General features: G+C 73.3%; 14 protein-coding genes and 1 tRNA gene. 12 read left to right on the top strand and 3 right to left on the bottom strand.

Annotated features, from left to right (window positions below; translation table 11 throughout):
* The first annotated feature begins 129 nt into the window (after window positions 1-129).
* From tdh to ACZ619_RS01390, 8 genes are all read left to right on the top strand, one after another.
* Entirely contained in the window at window positions 130-1,158 is a 1,029-nt protein-coding gene (tdh, locus tag ACZ619_RS01425) for an L-threonine 3-dehydrogenase (protein ID WP_469592795.1), read from the top strand.
* A gap of 19 nt (window positions 1,159-1,177) precedes the next feature.
* Window positions 1,178-2,398 (top strand): glycine C-acetyltransferase, encoded by a 1,221-nt coding sequence (locus ACZ619_RS01420; RefSeq protein ID WP_469592793.1) that lies wholly within the window; start codon window positions 1,178-1,180, stop codon window positions 2,396-2,398.
* Window positions 2,399-2,419: 21 nt separating this feature from the next.
* A complete protein-coding gene (locus tag ACZ619_RS01415) occupies window positions 2,420-3,322 on the top strand; it encodes a LysR family transcriptional regulator (protein WP_469592791.1) in 903 nt (300 codons plus the stop codon).
* A gap of 63 nt (window positions 3,323-3,385) precedes the next feature.
* Entirely contained in the window at window positions 3,386-3,967 is a 582-nt protein-coding gene (locus ACZ619_RS01410; protein ID WP_469592790.1) for a helix-turn-helix domain-containing protein, read from the top strand.
* Window positions 3,964-4,500 carry a GNAT family N-acetyltransferase gene (locus tag ACZ619_RS01405; RefSeq protein WP_469592788.1) on the top strand — a complete coding sequence of 179 codons (537 nt, stop codon included), beginning with the start codon at window positions 3,964-3,966 and terminating at the stop codon, window positions 4,498-4,500. The genes ACZ619_RS01410 and ACZ619_RS01405 overlap by 4 nt, the downstream gene beginning before the upstream one ends.
* Window positions 4,501-4,530: 30 nt before the next feature.
* The gene (locus ACZ619_RS01400) at window positions 4,531-4,893 is read left to right on the top strand and encodes an MmcQ/YjbR family DNA-binding protein (RefSeq protein WP_469592786.1); all 363 of its coding nucleotides are present in this window, start codon (window positions 4,531-4,533) and stop codon (window positions 4,891-4,893) included.
* A 90-nt stretch (window positions 4,894-4,983) separates the two neighbouring features.
* Window positions 4,984-5,057, top strand: a tRNA-Pro gene (locus tag ACZ619_RS01395).
* Window positions 5,058-5,224: 167 nt separating this feature from the next.
* Window positions 5,225-6,136: a TIGR01777 family oxidoreductase gene (locus ACZ619_RS01390; protein ID WP_469592784.1), complete on the top strand. Its 912-nt coding sequence runs from the start codon at window positions 5,225-5,227 to the stop codon at window positions 6,134-6,136.
* A gap of 6 nt (window positions 6,137-6,142) precedes the next feature.
* Here the strand turns inward: ACZ619_RS01390 and ACZ619_RS01385 are convergent, their stop codons facing one another.
* Window positions 6,143-6,847 carry a GntR family transcriptional regulator gene (locus tag ACZ619_RS01385; protein WP_469592782.1) on the bottom strand — a complete coding sequence of 235 codons (705 nt, stop codon included), beginning with the start codon at window positions 6,845-6,847 and terminating at the stop codon, window positions 6,143-6,145.
* Between the two features lie 129 nt (window positions 6,848-6,976).
* Here ACZ619_RS01385 and ACZ619_RS01380 point away from each other — a divergent pair, with 129 nt between their 5' ends.
* The 4 genes from ACZ619_RS01380 to ACZ619_RS01365 all read left to right on the top strand — a co-directional run bounded on the left by ACZ619_RS01380 (window position 6,977) and on the right by ACZ619_RS01365 (window position 12,726).
* The gene (locus ACZ619_RS01380; RefSeq protein ID WP_469592780.1) at window positions 6,977-7,951 is read left to right on the top strand and encodes an ornithine cyclodeaminase family protein; all 975 of its coding nucleotides are present in this window, start codon (window positions 6,977-6,979) and stop codon (window positions 7,949-7,951) included.
* A gap of 8 nt (window positions 7,952-7,959) precedes the next feature.
* Window positions 7,960-9,426 (top strand): NAD-dependent succinate-semialdehyde dehydrogenase, encoded by a 1,467-nt coding sequence (locus ACZ619_RS01375; RefSeq protein ID WP_469592778.1) that lies wholly within the window; start codon window positions 7,960-7,962, stop codon window positions 9,424-9,426.
* Between the two features lie 14 nt (window positions 9,427-9,440).
* Window positions 9,441-10,460 carry a dihydrodipicolinate synthase family protein gene (locus ACZ619_RS01370; protein WP_469592776.1) on the top strand — a complete coding sequence of 340 codons (1,020 nt, stop codon included), beginning with the start codon at window positions 9,441-9,443 and terminating at the stop codon, window positions 10,458-10,460.
* A gap of 118 nt (window positions 10,461-10,578) precedes the next feature.
* Window positions 10,579-12,726 (top strand): ATP-binding SpoIIE family protein phosphatase, encoded by a 2,148-nt coding sequence (locus ACZ619_RS01365; RefSeq protein ID WP_469592775.1) that lies wholly within the window; start codon window positions 10,579-10,581, stop codon window positions 12,724-12,726.
* On the opposite strand, the gene ACZ619_RS01360 is transcribed toward ACZ619_RS01365, so the two are convergent.
* Both ACZ619_RS01360 and ACZ619_RS01355 read right to left on the bottom strand, forming a co-directional pair.
* Window positions 12,723-13,250: an NUDIX hydrolase family protein gene (locus ACZ619_RS01360; RefSeq protein ID WP_469593256.1), complete on the bottom strand. Its 528-nt coding sequence runs from the start codon at window positions 13,248-13,250 to the stop codon at window positions 12,723-12,725. The genes ACZ619_RS01365 and ACZ619_RS01360 overlap by 4 nt on opposite strands.
* A 42-nt stretch (window positions 13,251-13,292) precedes the next feature.
* Complete coding sequence (locus ACZ619_RS01355) at window positions 13,293-14,438, bottom strand: amidohydrolase family protein (protein WP_469592773.1); 1,146 nt, start codon at window positions 14,436-14,438, stop codon at window positions 13,293-13,295.
* Between the last annotated feature and the right edge of the window lie 2 nt (window positions 14,439-14,440).

Genomic DNA, 14,440 nt, shown 5'->3' with positions numbered 1-14,440 from the left:
TTAAGAAAACCTCGATGGACCCGGCGCGCGGGGTGCGGCAGATTGCTGTGCGATACCACCCCCCGTCACCCGCCCGCGGGCCGCTTCGGTGTACCCGTGGCGGGGACCTCACGCACAGGAGCCGTAGCGTTGAAGGCGCTGGTCAAGGAGAAGGCGGAACCCGGGCTGTGGCTCGTGGACGTGCCGGAGCCCGCGGTCGGACCGGGCGACGTGCTGATCAAGGTGTTGCGGACCGGTATCTGCGGCACCGACCTGCACATCCGTGCCTGGGACGGCTGGGCGCGGGAGGCGGTCACCACCCCGCTGGTGCTCGGGCACGAGTTCGTCGGCGAGGTGGTGGCGACCGGGCGCGACGTCGTGGACGTCAAGGCCGGCGACCGGGTCAGCGGCGAGGGCCACCTCGTCTGCGGCAAGTGCCGCAACTGCCAGGCCGGACGGCGCCATCTGTGCCGGGCCACGGTCGGCCTCGGCGTCGGCCGCGACGGCGCCTTCGCCGAGTACGTCGCGCTGCCCGCCGGCAACGTCTGGGTGCACCGCGTCCCCGTCGACCTCGACGTGGCCGCGATCTTCGACCCGTTCGGGAACGCCGTGCACACCGCGCTCTCCTTCCCGCTGGTCGGCGAGGACGTCCTGATCACCGGCGCCGGACCGATCGGCCTGATGGCGGCGGCGGTGGCCCGGCACGCGGGCGCCCGCCATGTGATGATCACCGACGTCAGCGAGGAGCGTCTCGACCTCGCCCGCAAGGTCGGGGTGAGCCTCGCGCTGAACGTGGCGCAGGCCCGGATCGCCGACGGACAGCGGGAGCTGGGCCTGCGTGAGGGCTTCGACGTCGGCCTGGAGATGTCCGGGCGCCCCGAGGCGATGCGGGACATGATCGCCAACATGACGCACGGCGGCCGTATCGCCGTGCTCGGCCTGCCCGCCCAGGAGTTCCCCGTCGACTGGGCCCGGATCGTCACCTCGATGATCACCATCAAGGGCATCTACGGCCGTGAGATGTTCGAGACCTGGTACGCGATGTCGGTCCTCCTGGAGGGCGGACTCGACCTCGCGCCCGTGATCACCGGCCGCTACGGCTACCGCGACTTCGAGGCCGCCTTCGCCGACGCGGCCGGCGGCCACGGCGGCAAGGTCATCCTCGACTGGACCGCGTAACCCACTAGGAGCTTCTGGAATGTTCGACTCCGTGCGCGACGACCTGCGCGCCACCCTCGACGAGATCCGCGCGGCCGGACTGCACAAGCCCGAGCGCGTGATCGGCACCCCGCAGTCCGCGACCGTCGGCGTGACCGCGGGCGGCCGCCCCGGCGAGGTCCTCAACTTCTGCGCCAACAACTACCTCGGCCTCGCCGACCACCCCGAGGTGATCGCCGCGGCCCACGAGGCGCTGGACCGCTGGGGCTACGGCATGGCCTCCGTCCGCTTCATCTGCGGCACCCAGGAGGTCCACAAGGAGCTGGAGGCGCGTCTGTCGGCGTTCCTCGGCCAGGAGGACACGATCCTCTACTCCTCCTGCTTCGACGCCAACGGCGGTGTCTTCGAGACCCTCCTCGGCGAGGAGGACGCGGTGATCTCCGACGCCCTCAACCACGCCTCGATCATCGACGGCATCCGCCTCTCCAAGGCCCGCCGCCTGCGCTACGCCAACCGCGACCTGGCCGACCTGGAGCGGCAGTTGAAGGAGGCGCAGGGCGCGCGGCGCAGACTGGTCGTCACCGACGGCGTGTTCTCCATGGACGGCTACGTGGCGCCGCTCGGCGAGATCTGCGACCTCGCCGAGCGCTACGACGCGATGGTCATGGTCGACGACTCGCACGCCGTCGGCTTCGTCGGCCCGACCGGCCGCGGCACCCCCGAACTGCACGGCGTGACGGACCGCGTCGACATCGTCACCGGCACCCTCGGCAAGGCCCTCGGCGGCGCCTCCGGCGGCTATGTCGCGGCCCGCGCCGAGATCGTCGCGCTGCTGCGGCAGCGGTCCCGCCCCTATCTCTTCTCCAACACTCTCGCGCCGGTGATCGCGGCGGCCTCGCTCAAGGTTCTCGACCTGCTGGAGTCGGCCGCCGACCTGCGCGTCCGCCTCGCCGAGAACACGGAGCTGTTCCGCCGCCGGATGACCGAGGAGGGCTTCGACGTCCTCCCCGGCGACCACGCCATCGCCCCCGTGATGATCGGCGACGCGGCACGGGCGGGCCGGATGGCCGAGCTGCTCCTGGAGCGCGGGGTGTACGTGATCGGCTTCTCCTACCCGGTGGTCCCGCAGGGCCGGGCCCGGATCCGGGTGCAGCTCTCGGCGGCCCACTCCACGGCCGACGTCGACCGCGCGGTCGACGCCTTCGTCGCGGCCCGCACGGAACTGGCGGAAGAGGAGGGCCACCGGTCCGGGAGGCCCTGACATATTGCGATAATCAATCCCATGATCGAAGCGCGGCGGCTCCACATCCTCCGTGCGGTGGCGGACCACCGTACGGTGACGGCGGCGGCCGCCGCGCTCTATCTGACCCCCTCGGCCGTCTCCCAGCAACTGGCGGCGCTGGAGCAGGAGACCGGCCACCGCCTGGTCGAGCGCAGCGCCAAGGGCGTACGGCTCACCCCGGCCGGCGAGATCCTGCTCACCCACACCAACGCGGTCCTCGCCCAACTGGAGCGTGCCGAGGCCGAGCTGGCCGCCTACGGCTCCGGTGCGGCCGGCACGGTCACCGTCGCCGCCTTCGCGACCGGCATCGCCCAGGTGGTCGCCCCCGCCGTGGCCCGCCTCGCCCGCACCGCCCCCGGCATCCGCATCCGGGTCCGGGACGCCGAGGGCGACGCCAGCCTCCCGATGGTCCTGGACCGGCAGGTCGATGTCGCGGTCGCCGTCGAGTACCGGGGCGCGCCGTCCGCCGACGACCCCCGGCTCACCCACGTCCCCCTGTACGCCGAGCCCTTCGACGCGGTCGTCCCGCTCCACCACCGCCTCGCCGAGGCCCCCGAGGTGCCCCTCGCCGAACTGGCCAAGGACTCCTGGATCGGCCCCTACCCCGGCAACCCCTGCCACGACGTGGTCGTCATGGCCTGCGAGAACGCCGGATTCCAGCCCCGTCTCGAACACTCCTCCGACGACTTCCGCGCCGTGGTGGCCCTTGCCTCGGCGGACGTCGGCGTGGCCCTGGTCCCGCGCTCGGCGCTGCGCGGGATGGACCTGACGGGTGTGGTCGTACGCCCCGTCGACGGTGTCGCCCCGACCCGCCGCGTCTTCGCGGCCGTACGGCGCGGAGCCGAGGGCCATCCGCTGATCCGCCCGGTCCTCGACGCCCTGGACGAGGCGGCCGGGCCGTGAGCCTTTCCTCGACGTGAGCCTTTCCTGACACCGGCGTTTCATATCTGGGATATCGTCCCGGACATGAAACACGACGACATGGTCGCCCCCGACCCCGTCGACGCCCGCCTCGGCAGCCGGCTCGCCGCACTCAGGGCCGAACAGGGCTGGTCGCTCGGTGAGCTGGCGGAGCGCAGCGGAGTGAGCAAGTCCACCCTGTCCCGGGCCGAGCGCGCCGAGACCAGCCCCACGGCCGCGCTCCTCAACCGGCTCTGCGGTGTCTACGGCCGGACCATGTCCCAGCTGCTCAGCGAGGTCGAGGCGGAACCCGCCGCCGTGCTGCGGGCGTCCGAGCAGCCCGTCTGGGAGGACCGCGCCTCCGGCCTCGTACGGCGGTCGGTGTCGCCGCCGCACCACGGCCTGCGCGGCGAACTCGTCGAGGGCCGGCTCGCGGCGGGCGCCGACATCGCCTACGACCGTCCGCCCGTCCCCGGGCTGGAGCAGCACATCTGGGTGCTCGACGGCGCGCTCGGCGTGACCGCGGAGGGTGCCGAGCACCTCCTGGACGCCGGTGACTGCCTGCGGCTGCGGGTGTGGGGCCCGACGCGCTTTCGCTGCGCGGGGCCGGGGGAGACCCGCTACGTGCTGGCGGTGGTGCGGCCGTGAGCGCGCTGCGGCTGGACGCGGACCTGCTGGCCGCCCGGGCGGGGGAGCTGGCCGAGCTGCTGGCCGACACGGTCAACGGCGGGGCCTCCGTCGGTTTCCTCGCGCCCTTCGCGCGGGAGCGGGCCGTCGCCTGGTGGCGGGGGCGGGCCGCCGCCGTGGCCGCCGGGGACCTCGCCGTATGGGCGGCGCTGGACGGAGCCGGCCGGGTCGTCGGCACGGTGAGCCTGGCGTTCGCCTTCCCCGGCAAGCCCAACAGCCGCCACCGCGCGGAACTGGTGAAGCTGATGGTCCACCGGCGGACCCGCGGCCGGGGCGTCGCGCGGGAGCTGCTGGCCGTCGCCGAGGAGGCCGCCGCCACCGCCGGGATCACCCTGCTGCACCTGGACACCGAGACGGACGGTCCCGCCGAGCACCTCTACCGTTCGGCCGGCTGGACCCGCGCCGGGGTCATCCCCGACTACGCGGCCGACCCGGCCGGGGTGCTGCGCCCGACCACCCTGTACTACAAGCGCATCCAAGCTCTGACCGGCTGACTGTCAGTGCCAGGGGCTACGGTTCGGGACATGCCGGAAGCCGAAGACGTACGCCGTGTCGCCCTGTCCCTGCCGGACACCGCAGAGAAGATCGCCTGGAGCATGCCGACCTTCCGGGTCGCCGGGAAGATGTTCGCCACGCTGCCCGAGGACGAGACCTCCATCGCCGTGCGCTGCCCCAAGGAGGAGCGGGACGAACTGGTGCTGGCCGAGCCGGGCAAGTTCTGGATCGCGGACCACGAGGCCCAGTTCGCCTGGGTCCGGGTGCGGCTCGCCGCGCTGGAGGACGAGGCCGAGCTGCGCGACATCCTCGCCGACTCCTGGAGGCAGGCGGCCCCGACCCGCCTCCTCGACACCTACCCGGAGCTGGGCGCCCCGAGCACACGCGACTGACCGCACCGGAAAGGCGTGCACGACCACCAGGCCGAGTGCGGTATTGTTTCCTTGCGCGTTTGACCAGGGAAACCCCAGGTCAAACGGCACCGGGACGTGGCGCAGCTTGGTAGCGCACTTGACTGGGGGTCAAGGGGTCGCAGGTTCAAATCCTGTCGTCCCGACGGTGCGAAGGGTCTTCGCAGGCAGTTGCCTGTGAGGCCCTTTTTCGCGTTCCGGGGCCATTTCGCCCGCACGCCCGCCCGGCCGCTTACGCCCCGTGGACACCGGGCCGGAGTACGCTGAGTCCTGAGAGTTTGAACTCTCAAACATTCGCTCATCGGAGAACGTCATGCGCGTCGCGATCACCGGATCCACCGGACTCATCGGTTCCGCCCTCACCCGCTCCCTTCTCGCCGACGGCCACGGCGTGCTGCGCCTGACCCGCGCCCGCACCGCGCCGCGGCGCGGTGCCGACGGCACCGAGTCCGCGTCCTGGGAGCCCGGTGCCCGGCTGGACCCGGCCGTCCTGGACGGGATCGACGCCGTGGTGCACCTGGCCGGCGCCGGGGTCGGCGACCACCGCTGGACCGAGACGTACAAGCAGGAGATCCGGCTCAGCCGCCTCCAGGGCACCCGTACCGTCGCCGAGGCCTGTGCCGAGGCGGCCCGGCCGCCCCGGGTGCTGATCTCGGCCTCGGCCACCGGCTACTACGGCGACACCGGCGACCGCGTGGTGACCGAGGCCGACCCGGCCGGGGACGACTTCCTGGCCGCCGTCTGCGTGGGCTGGGAGGCCGCCGCCGCGCCCGCCGAGCGGGCCGGCGTTCGGGTCGTCCACCCGCGCACCGGCCTCGTGGTCTCCGCCGACGGCGGCGCCTGGGGCAAGCTGTTCCCGTTGTTCCGGTTCGGCCTCGGCGGCCGGCTCGGCTCCGGCGAACAGTTCTGGCCCTTCATCTCGCTGCCCGACCACATCGCCGCCCTGCGCCACGCGATCGACCACGACGACCTCGCCGGCCCCCTGAACCTCACCGCCCCCGAACCGCTGACGAACCGTGAGATCACCCGCGCGATGGGCCGCGTCCTGCACCGGCCCACCGTCGCCGCCGTCCCCGCCTTCGCACTCAGGGCCGTCCTCGGCGAGTTCGCCGAGAGCGTCACCGGCAGCTGCCGGGCCGTCCCCGCCGCCCTGCTGGACTCGGGCTTCACCTTCCGGCAGCCCGGCATCGACGAGGCCCTCCGGACGGCCCTGGCCAGGGGCTGACGCGGACTAGCCGATCGGATCGGCGGCCCCCGAGGCCGCCAGCACCGCCGCCAGCGACGAGCCCGGCTCGACCCGGTAGCCGTCGCCCATCACCATCCGGTGCGCGGTCAGGATGTGGTCCCGGGTCGCGGCCGCCGCGGCCTCGGGGTCCCGGCCCTCGCAGGCCTCCAGGATCGCCGCGTGGTGATGCCCCGCCGGGCTGCGCCGCAGGTCGAAGTGGATCCGGATGCGCTCGGCCTGGTCGGCGAGGCTCTCGATCTCGCGCAGCAGCACCGAGGACCCGGCCCGCCGGTAGAGGGCCATGTGGAAGCCGCGGTTCAGCTCGTTGAAGTCCCGCTGGGCATGCCCGCCGGCCAGGGCCGCCTCCAGCCGCTCGTGCGCCTCCCGCAGCACCGCGAGGTCCTCGTCCCGCAGCCTCGGTACGGCGATCCGGGCGGCCAGCGTCTCCAGGTGGATCCGCAGCGCGGCCACCTCCTCCGCGAGCCCCAGGTCCACCTCGGCCACCACCACGCCCCGGTAGGGCAGCCGCCGTACCAGGCCGGCGCTGTCCAGCTGGAGGATGGCCTCGCGGACCGGGGTCCGGCTCACACCGAGACCCGCGGCGATCTCCGTGGGGTCGAGCCGGTCCCCGGGGGCCAGTTCGCCGGACACGATCCGCTCCTGCAGGTGCTCGAACACCAGGTCAGCGGCGCGCCGCTGGATGCTGGGCATATCCACCCGCTCCTTCGTTCTTCCCTCGTCGACTCCGGACAACTTAGCGTCACGGCCTTGTCTGTACAGAATATCCAATGTTCAATGTCCAGCACATTGGATGCTGAGCCCTCTTCCGACGGAGTGCCCGTGACGATCTTCCTCACCGACGCCGACGTCCGAGCCGCCTTCGGCTGGCCCGAGGCCGTCGCCGCCCTGCGCGCCGCGTACGCCGCGCCACCGGACGAGGCCCGCTTCCCGCCGCGCACCATGGCCCGCGGCGAAGGCCTGTGGCTGCGCACCCTCAGCGGGGTACCGGGCGACGGCGCCCCGATGGGCGCCAAGCTGATCGCCGCCTCCCCGCGCGGCCGGCGCGCCTCCTACCTCATCCCGCTCTTCGACCAGGACACCGTCGACCTGCTCGCCCTCCTCGACGGCAACGCCATCACCGGCTTCCGCACGGCGGCCACCTCGGCGCTCGCCGCCGACGCGCTCGCCCCCGCCGGCCCCCTGCGGGTCGGCGTGATCGGCTCCGGCTTCGAGGCCCAGCACCATGTCCGCGCCCTCGCGGCGATACGCGAGCTGTCCTCGGTCACCGTCTTCAGCCCCACCCCGGCCGGCCGCGCCCGGTGTGTGGACCGGCTCGCCGACCTGGGGGTGCCCCTGCGCACGGCGGACAGCGCCGAGGCCGCGGTCGACGGCGCCGCACTGGTGCTCTGCGCGGCCCGCTCCCGGGACGAACGGCCGACCCTGCGCGCGGCACCGCCCGGCGCCACGGTCGTCTCGATCGGCTCCACGCTGCCCGAACAGCGCGAGCTGGACACCGAGGTGATCGCACGCGCGGACCTGATCGTCGCCGACCAGGTCCACGAAGTGACGCACGAGACCGGGGACCTGATCGCCGCGAAGGAGGCCGGCCTCGACCTCACCGGGAGGCTGGTGCCGCTCGCGGACGTCATCTCCGGCCGGAGAAAGGGGCGTTCGGACCCGGACGCGCTCGTCGTCTACAAGTCCGTCGGCTCGGCCGTCCAGGACCTCGCGGTCGCCGCCATGTGCCTCCGCCGGGCCGGCGAACTCTCCCTCGGCACCGAACTCCCCGTCACCATCAGCCCGGTCGCGAAGTGAGGACCCCCGTGCGCAGCGAACTCGACGACCCGTCCCTGCTCAAGAACGCCGCCTACGTCGACGGGAAGTGGGTCACGGCCCCGGACACCTTCGCCGTCCGCAACCCGGCCACCGGCGAGGTACTGGCCCGGCTGCCCCTCCTGGACCGGGCGCGGACCGCGGCGGCGGTGGACGCGGCCCACCGGGCGCTGCCCTCCTGGCGCGCCCTGGCCGCCAAGGACCGCTCGCGCGTCCTGCGCCGCTGGTACGACCTGGTCACCGCGCACGCCGAGGACCTCGCCCGGCTGATCGTCCTGGAGGAGGGCAAGCCGTTCGCCGAGGCGCTCGGCGAGGTCGCCTACGCGGCCTCCTTCCTGGAGTGGTTCGCGGAGGAGGCCAGGCGGGTGCGCGGGGACGTGATGGCGGCGCCCGAGGCCTCGCGGCGGATCGTCGTCCTCAAGGAGCCCGTCGGCGTCTGCGCGGCGATCACGCCCTGGAACTTCCCGGCCGCGATGATCACCCGCAAGGCGGGGCCCGCCCTCGCCGCGGGCTGCACCATGGTCCTCAAGCCCGCCGAGCAGACCCCGCTGACCGCCCTCGCGCTCGCCGAACTCGCCGAGCGCGCCGGGGTCCCGGCCGGCGTGTTCAACGTGCTCACCGGCGACCCGCGCGAGATCGGCCCCGAGCTGACCGCCAACCCGCTCGTCCGCAAGATCACGTTCACCGGGTCCACCGAGGTCGGCCGGCTGCTGCTCGCCCAGTCGGCGGCCACCGTGAAGCGGACCTCCATGGAACTCGGCGGCAACGCGCCCGTCCTGGTCTTCGACGACGCGGACCTCGACCTCGCGGTCGAGGGCGTGCTCGCCGCCAAGTACCGCAACACCGGGCAGGCCTGCATCAGCGCCAACCGCGTCTACGTCCAGGACGGCGTGTACGACGCCTTCGCCGCGAAGCTCGCCGCGAAGGTCGCCGCACTCACCGTCGGGGACGGCTTCGAGGACGGCGTACGGCAGGGACCGCTGATCGACGAGGACGCCGTCGCCAAGGTGGAGGCCCATGTGGCCGACGCGGTCCGGCAGGGCGCCGAGGTCCTCCGGGGCGGCCGACGGCACGCGCGCGGCGGGCTGTTCTACGAACCGACCGTCCTCACCGGCGTCACCGCCGCCATGGCCGTGACCCGCGAGGAGACCTTCGGGCCCGTCACCCCGCTGATCCGGTTCACCGACGAACAGGAGGTCGTCGCCGCCGCCAACGACACCGAATTCGGCCTCGCCGCCTATCTGTTCGCCCGCGACGCCGAACGCGTCTGGCGCATCGGCGCCGCCCTGGAGGCGGGCATGGTCGGCATCAACACCGGACTCATCTCGAACGAGGTCGCCCCCTTCGGCGGCGTCAAGCAGTCCGGGACCGGCCGCGAGGGCTCGGTCTACGGCATCGAGGAGTTCCTCGAACTCAAGTACCTCGCCTGGGAAGGCGCCGGCTCCCCGGAGATCTGAAAGGACCACAGCACATGGCCCGTTACACCCGCGCCGAAGCCCGCGAATGGGCGCGCGAACACCTCGTCGGCGTCGTCAACTGCACCATCCCGTCCTTCACGGGCGACCTCAGGCACATCAACGAGAAGGCGGTCCGGCACGACACCCGGCTCGCGATCGAACACGGCTTCATGGGCACCCTCGGGGTCTCCGAGGTCGCCATCCAGCTCCCCGAGTACCTCGACTTCCTCAGCATCGTCAAGGACGAGGCGGGGCCGGAGTTCCTGCTCACCCACCACGCCAGCTGGAGCACGCTGGAGCAGAACATCGAGGCGGTGAAGGGCGCCGAGGAGGCCGGTGCCGAACTGGTGCTGCTGTCGTACCCGCCGAACTTCTACCCGGAGTCCGAGCAGGACGTCTACGACTACACCAAGGCCGTCTGCGACGCGACGGACCTCGCCGTCATGCTCTTCCCCATGTTCCTGTGGGGCTTCAGCCCGCGCATCCACCCCTCCGACATCCCCCTGCGGCTGCTGCGACGGCTCGTCGACGACTGCCCCAACATCGCCGCCATCAAGGCCGAGGGCGGCTTCCCGGGCATCCAGAGCGTCATCGAGTGCCACCGGCACTTCGGCGACGAGGTGGTCATCTCCATGCCCATCGAGGGCGAGCTGATCCCGCTCTCCCAGATCATGCCGCTGCGGTTCTCGGCCACCAGCGACCACGAGTACTACGGCCCGATGATCCCGCGCGCCTTCCAGCTGCTGCGGGAGGGCAGGTACGACGAGGCCGCCGACCTGTACTGGCGGCTGCACCCCGCCCGCAAGACCAAGGCCGCGCTCGCGCCGGTCCTGCACGGGGGCGCGTTCCTCAACCGGCAGGCGTGGAAGTTCCAGGGCTGGCTCCAGGGCTACAACGGCGGCCCGCTGCGCCAGCCCACCCAGCGCATCCACGACGCCCAGATGACCGCCCTGCGCAAGGGGCTGATCGACGCGGGCCTCGAACCGAGCATGGACCCGTTCCGGGAGTTCTTCGTGGGCCGCAACCCCGCGTAGCCGCCGCGCCGGGGGAGACCGCGCACGGCACCGGGCCGCCCCACGGCCGCTCGGTGCCCCGTACCCCCGCCGGACGCCGTCCGGTGGCCGGTCCGATCTTTCGCGTTAGCCTTTCGGTATGTGCCCGAACCGCCTGGAAGGGGCCGAGACCGAGTCGTCCCCGGCCGCGGGGGCCCAGGCGCTGGAGCTGGCCCTGACACAGGCCGTGACCAGCGTCGGGGGACTGGGCGCCGTGCTGCACCGCTGGGATCCGGGCACCGGCCGGCTGACGCTGCTGGCTGCCGAGGGGATCGCCGCCGGGGCCGTGCGGGCCTGGGCGGAGCTCCGTGAGGAGCAGGACGTGGCGCCGTCCCGCGCCCTGCGGCGCGGGGTGCCGGTCAGCGTGGACGGCGACAGCCTCGGGACCGGCGCGTCCGGCGCGGTGGCGGTCCCCCTGGCCGGGGCCGACGGACCGCTCGGCGTGCTCTGCGTGCTGCTGGCCGCGGACGGCGGACCCGACGAGGTACAGCTGTCGTTCCTGCGGACGGTGGCGGCCTGGACCGCCGAGCGCCTGGCCGGTCCGGCCGGGCTGCGGACCCCGCCGGTGCCGGGGCCCGAGCAGGAGCGCAGGGTACGGACGGCGGAGCTGACCGCGGCGCTCGCCGAGGCGGTGACCGTACGGGACGTCGTGGGGGCCGTCGCCGACCACGTGCTGTCACCGTTCCGGGCCGACGGGCTGGTCGTGTCCGTGTTCGAGGACGGCCGGCTGACCAGGGTCGGCGAGGTCGGCTACCCGAAGGCGTACCTGAGGCGGTTCGAGGGCCCCCTCAACGCCGGGATGCCCGTCACCGACGTACTGGGGACCCGGGAGCCGCAGTTCGTGGAGTCGCCGGCCCAGATGTACGCGCGCTACCCGGCCGTGACCGACAGGATCCTCATGGGGACCTCGCCGAAGATGGCGTGGGCGTTCCTGCCGCTGGTCGTCTCCGGACGCGCCGTCGGGGTGGCGATGCTCTCCTTCAACCAGCCGCGGTCCTTCAGCGAGGAGGAGCGCACCCTGCTGACCACGCTCAGCGGGCTGGTCGGCCAGGCGGTGGAGCGGGCCCGCCTGTACGACCTGGAGCACGCCCGCGCCCAGGAACTGCAGAGCGCCCTGCTGCCCCGGGTGCTGCCCCGGCTGCCGGCTGCCGTCGCCGCCGCGCGCTACCTGCCTGCGGGCCGGGGCGAACAGGTGGGCGGCGACTGGTTCGACGTGATCCCGCTGTCCGGCGACCGGGTCGCCATGGTGATCGGCGACGTGATGGGCCACGGCATCGCCGAGGCCGCCACCATGGGCCGGCTGCGCACCGCCGTACGGACCCTCGCCGACCTCGACATGGCCCCGGACGAACTGCTCGGCCACCTCAACGACCTGGTCAGCGACCTGGGCGAGGACTTCTACGCGACTTGCCTGTACGCCGTCTACGACCCGGTCGGCCGCACCTGCTGCTACGCGCTGGCCGGGCATCCGCCGCCCGTCTTCGTGTATCCCGACGGCACCGTCCACAGCCCCGTGCTGAGCCCCGATCCGCCGCTCGGCGCCGCCACCCCGCCCTTCGCGGCCCATGAACTGCCGCTGCCCGACGGGACCCTGGTCGTTCTGTGCACCGACGGGCTGATCGAGTCCGCCGTCCAGGACGCGGACCAGGGACTGACCCGGCTGCTGGAGGTGCTGTCCGCGGACGGCGTCCGCCCGGCCCGGTTCACCGGCACCGACCAGGAGGAGGACGTACGGGGCCTGGAGGAGCTGTGCGACACGGTCGTGACGGCCCTGCTGCCCGACCGGGAGGCGACCACCGACGACGCGGCCCTGCTCATCGCCCACACCCGGGCCACGGCCGCCGGCGACATCGCCTCCTTCGGCCTGCCCGACGACCCGCGGGCGGCCGGGCAGGCCCGCGAGCACGTCCGCGACCAGCTCGCCCGGTGGGGCCTGGACGACCTCGTCATGACCACCGAACTCCTGGTCAGCGAGCTGGTCGGCAACGTGATCCGGCACGCCAGGGGTCCGATGCGGCTACGCCTGCTGCGCAGCCGCATCCTGACCTGCGAGGTCTACGACGGCAGCCTCAGCACCCCGCGGATCCGCCACGCCACCTACACCGACGAGGGCGGCCGCGGCCTCCAGCTGGTCGCCGCCCTCTCCCGGCGCTGGGGCGCCCGCTACCTCAGCGACGCCAAGTGCATCTGGACCGAACAGGACATCCCGCCCGGCCCCCGCGACCACGGGGGCGCCCCCGTCCCCTAGCTCACGAAGCCCACGTGGGCGAGGGCCTGCTTCATGAGCACGCCGTGCCCGCCGGGCATCTCGCTCTGGACGGCCACCGACGCCGCCTCCTGGGGGCTGAACCAGACCAGGTCCAGCGCGTCCTGCCGGGGCCGGCAGTCACCGGTCACCGGGACGATGTAGGCCAGCGACACGGCGTGCTGACGCGGGTCGTGGTACGGCGTGACGCCCAGCGTCGGGAAGTACTCGGCGACCGTGAACGGCTGCAGGGAGGCCGGCACCCGGGGCAGCGCCACCGGGCCGAGGTCCTTCTCCAGGTGGCGCAGGAGTGCGTCCCGGACCCGTTCGTGGTGCAGGACACGGCCGGAGACGAGGGTCCGGCTGACCGTTCCGTCCGGGCCGATGCGGAGCAGCAGCCCGATGCTGGTGACTTCGCCGCTGTCGTCGACGCGCACGGGCACGGCCTCCACGTAGAGGATCGGCATGCGGGCGCGGGCCATCTCCAGCTCGTCGGAGGACAGCCAACCGGGCGTGGTTTCGGTCATGTCAGACATTGCTTGATCATACTTTCCGGGTGGGGCGCGCGGTCAGTCGCGGCCGGGGTCCGATGCGGGCAGTCCGTAGAGGCGGCGGGCGTTGTCGCGTCCCGTCCAGGCGGCGATCCTCACCGCGTCGGCCAGGCTCAGTTCGTCGGCGTCCACCCGGTCCTGGAGCACTGCGGCCAGCCCCTGCCGGAAGGACAGCGCGCCGAGATGGTGGAACTCGGCCACACCATAGGCGTCCGAGCTGTACAGCAGTTTGCGGAACGGGGTGATCTCCATCGCCTCCGCCAGCACCGGGCCCGCCCTGGCCGGGCCCACATGGTGCAGGGCGAGCCCGACATCGAGGTGGACGTGCTCGAACACCGCGGCCAGATAGGCGGCTTGGCGCTGGAACGGCCAGCAGTGCAGCAGCAGCACCGGGATGGTGCCGGCGGTCAGCCGCAGCCAGTCGGTGAGCAGGGCCGGGTCGGCGCGGTGCAGCCGCAGGTCCGAGTCCCCGAAACCGGCGTGGAGTTGGAGCGGCCGGCCGAGGCCGACGGCGGTCCACAGCAGATGGCGCATCAGCACCGGGTCGGTGAGCCGCCCGCCGCCGTCCGCCAGCCACAGCGCGGCCGCCCGGGTCACCTCGGCGTACGTCGGCCGGGCCGGGTCCAGGTCGAAACCGGTGCGGTAGGCGGCCACCGACTTCACCGCGACCACCCCCGGCCGCCGTACCGCCGCCTCCGCCGCCGCCCGGAAGGCGCCCGCGTACTCACCGGCCTCCACGCCCCGCGCGGCCACCTCCTCGGCGACGCCCTCCAGCCGCACCACCTCGTACGCGGTCCCGCCCGCCGCCTCGGCCAGCTCGGCCGGGGAGGTGAGCGGGTGCGGGGCGTAGCCGGTGTCCACGCAGAACGCCTCCGTGCGCGCGGCCGTCAGGAACCGGTGGTTGACCTCCCGCCAGCCCAGCTCCGCGCGGCGCGCGAGGTAGTCGGCGGCGGGGGCGTGCCGGTCCAGGCCGAGCAGGGGAGCGCAGTGCCGTCGTACCGCCGTGCCCGCCGGGGTGTCGAACGGCGAGCTGTCCGGCCAGAGCTCGCCCTCGGTGAGCAGCGAACCGAACTCCGGCGGTTCGAGGTCGGCGGTGACCGCGCCGTGGCAGTGGTGGTCGACGAGCGGCAGCGCGTCGAGCGCTTCGCGGACCGGCCCGGTCACGG

This window comes from Streptomyces sp. NPDC104367 (genome assembly GCF_055583825.1).
Note: the sequence above shows the minus strand (reverse complement) of the source record. Positions and strands in the feature narration are given on the sequence as shown.

Coding starts and splice junctions, on each gene's coding strand:
- ACZ619_RS01410 (WP_469592790.1), top strand. CDS start 3,386: ATGAAACACGACGACATGGTCGCCCCCGACCCCGTCGACGCCCGCCTC.
- ACZ619_RS01400 (WP_469592786.1), top strand. CDS start 4,531: ATGCCGGAAGCCGAAGACGTACGCCGTGTCGCCCTGTCCCTGCCGGAC.
- ACZ619_RS01420 (WP_469592793.1), top strand. CDS start 1,178: ATGTTCGACTCCGTGCGCGACGACCTGCGCGCCACCCTCGACGAGATC.
- ACZ619_RS01390 (WP_469592784.1), top strand. CDS start 5,225: ATGCGCGTCGCGATCACCGGATCCACCGGACTCATCGGTTCCGCCCTC.
- ACZ619_RS01360 (WP_469593256.1), bottom strand. CDS start 13,250: ATGACCGAAACCACGCCCGGTTGGCTGTCCTCCGACGAGCTGGAGATG.
- ACZ619_RS01365 (WP_469592775.1), top strand. CDS start 10,579: ATGTGCCCGAACCGCCTGGAAGGGGCCGAGACCGAGTCGTCCCCGGCC.
- ACZ619_RS01370 (WP_469592776.1), top strand. CDS start 9,441: ATGGCCCGTTACACCCGCGCCGAAGCCCGCGAATGGGCGCGCGAACAC.
- ACZ619_RS01385 (WP_469592782.1), bottom strand. CDS start 6,847: ATGCCCAGCATCCAGCGGCGCGCCGCTGACCTGGTGTTCGAGCACCTG.
- ACZ619_RS01415 (WP_469592791.1), top strand. CDS start 2,420: ATGATCGAAGCGCGGCGGCTCCACATCCTCCGTGCGGTGGCGGACCAC.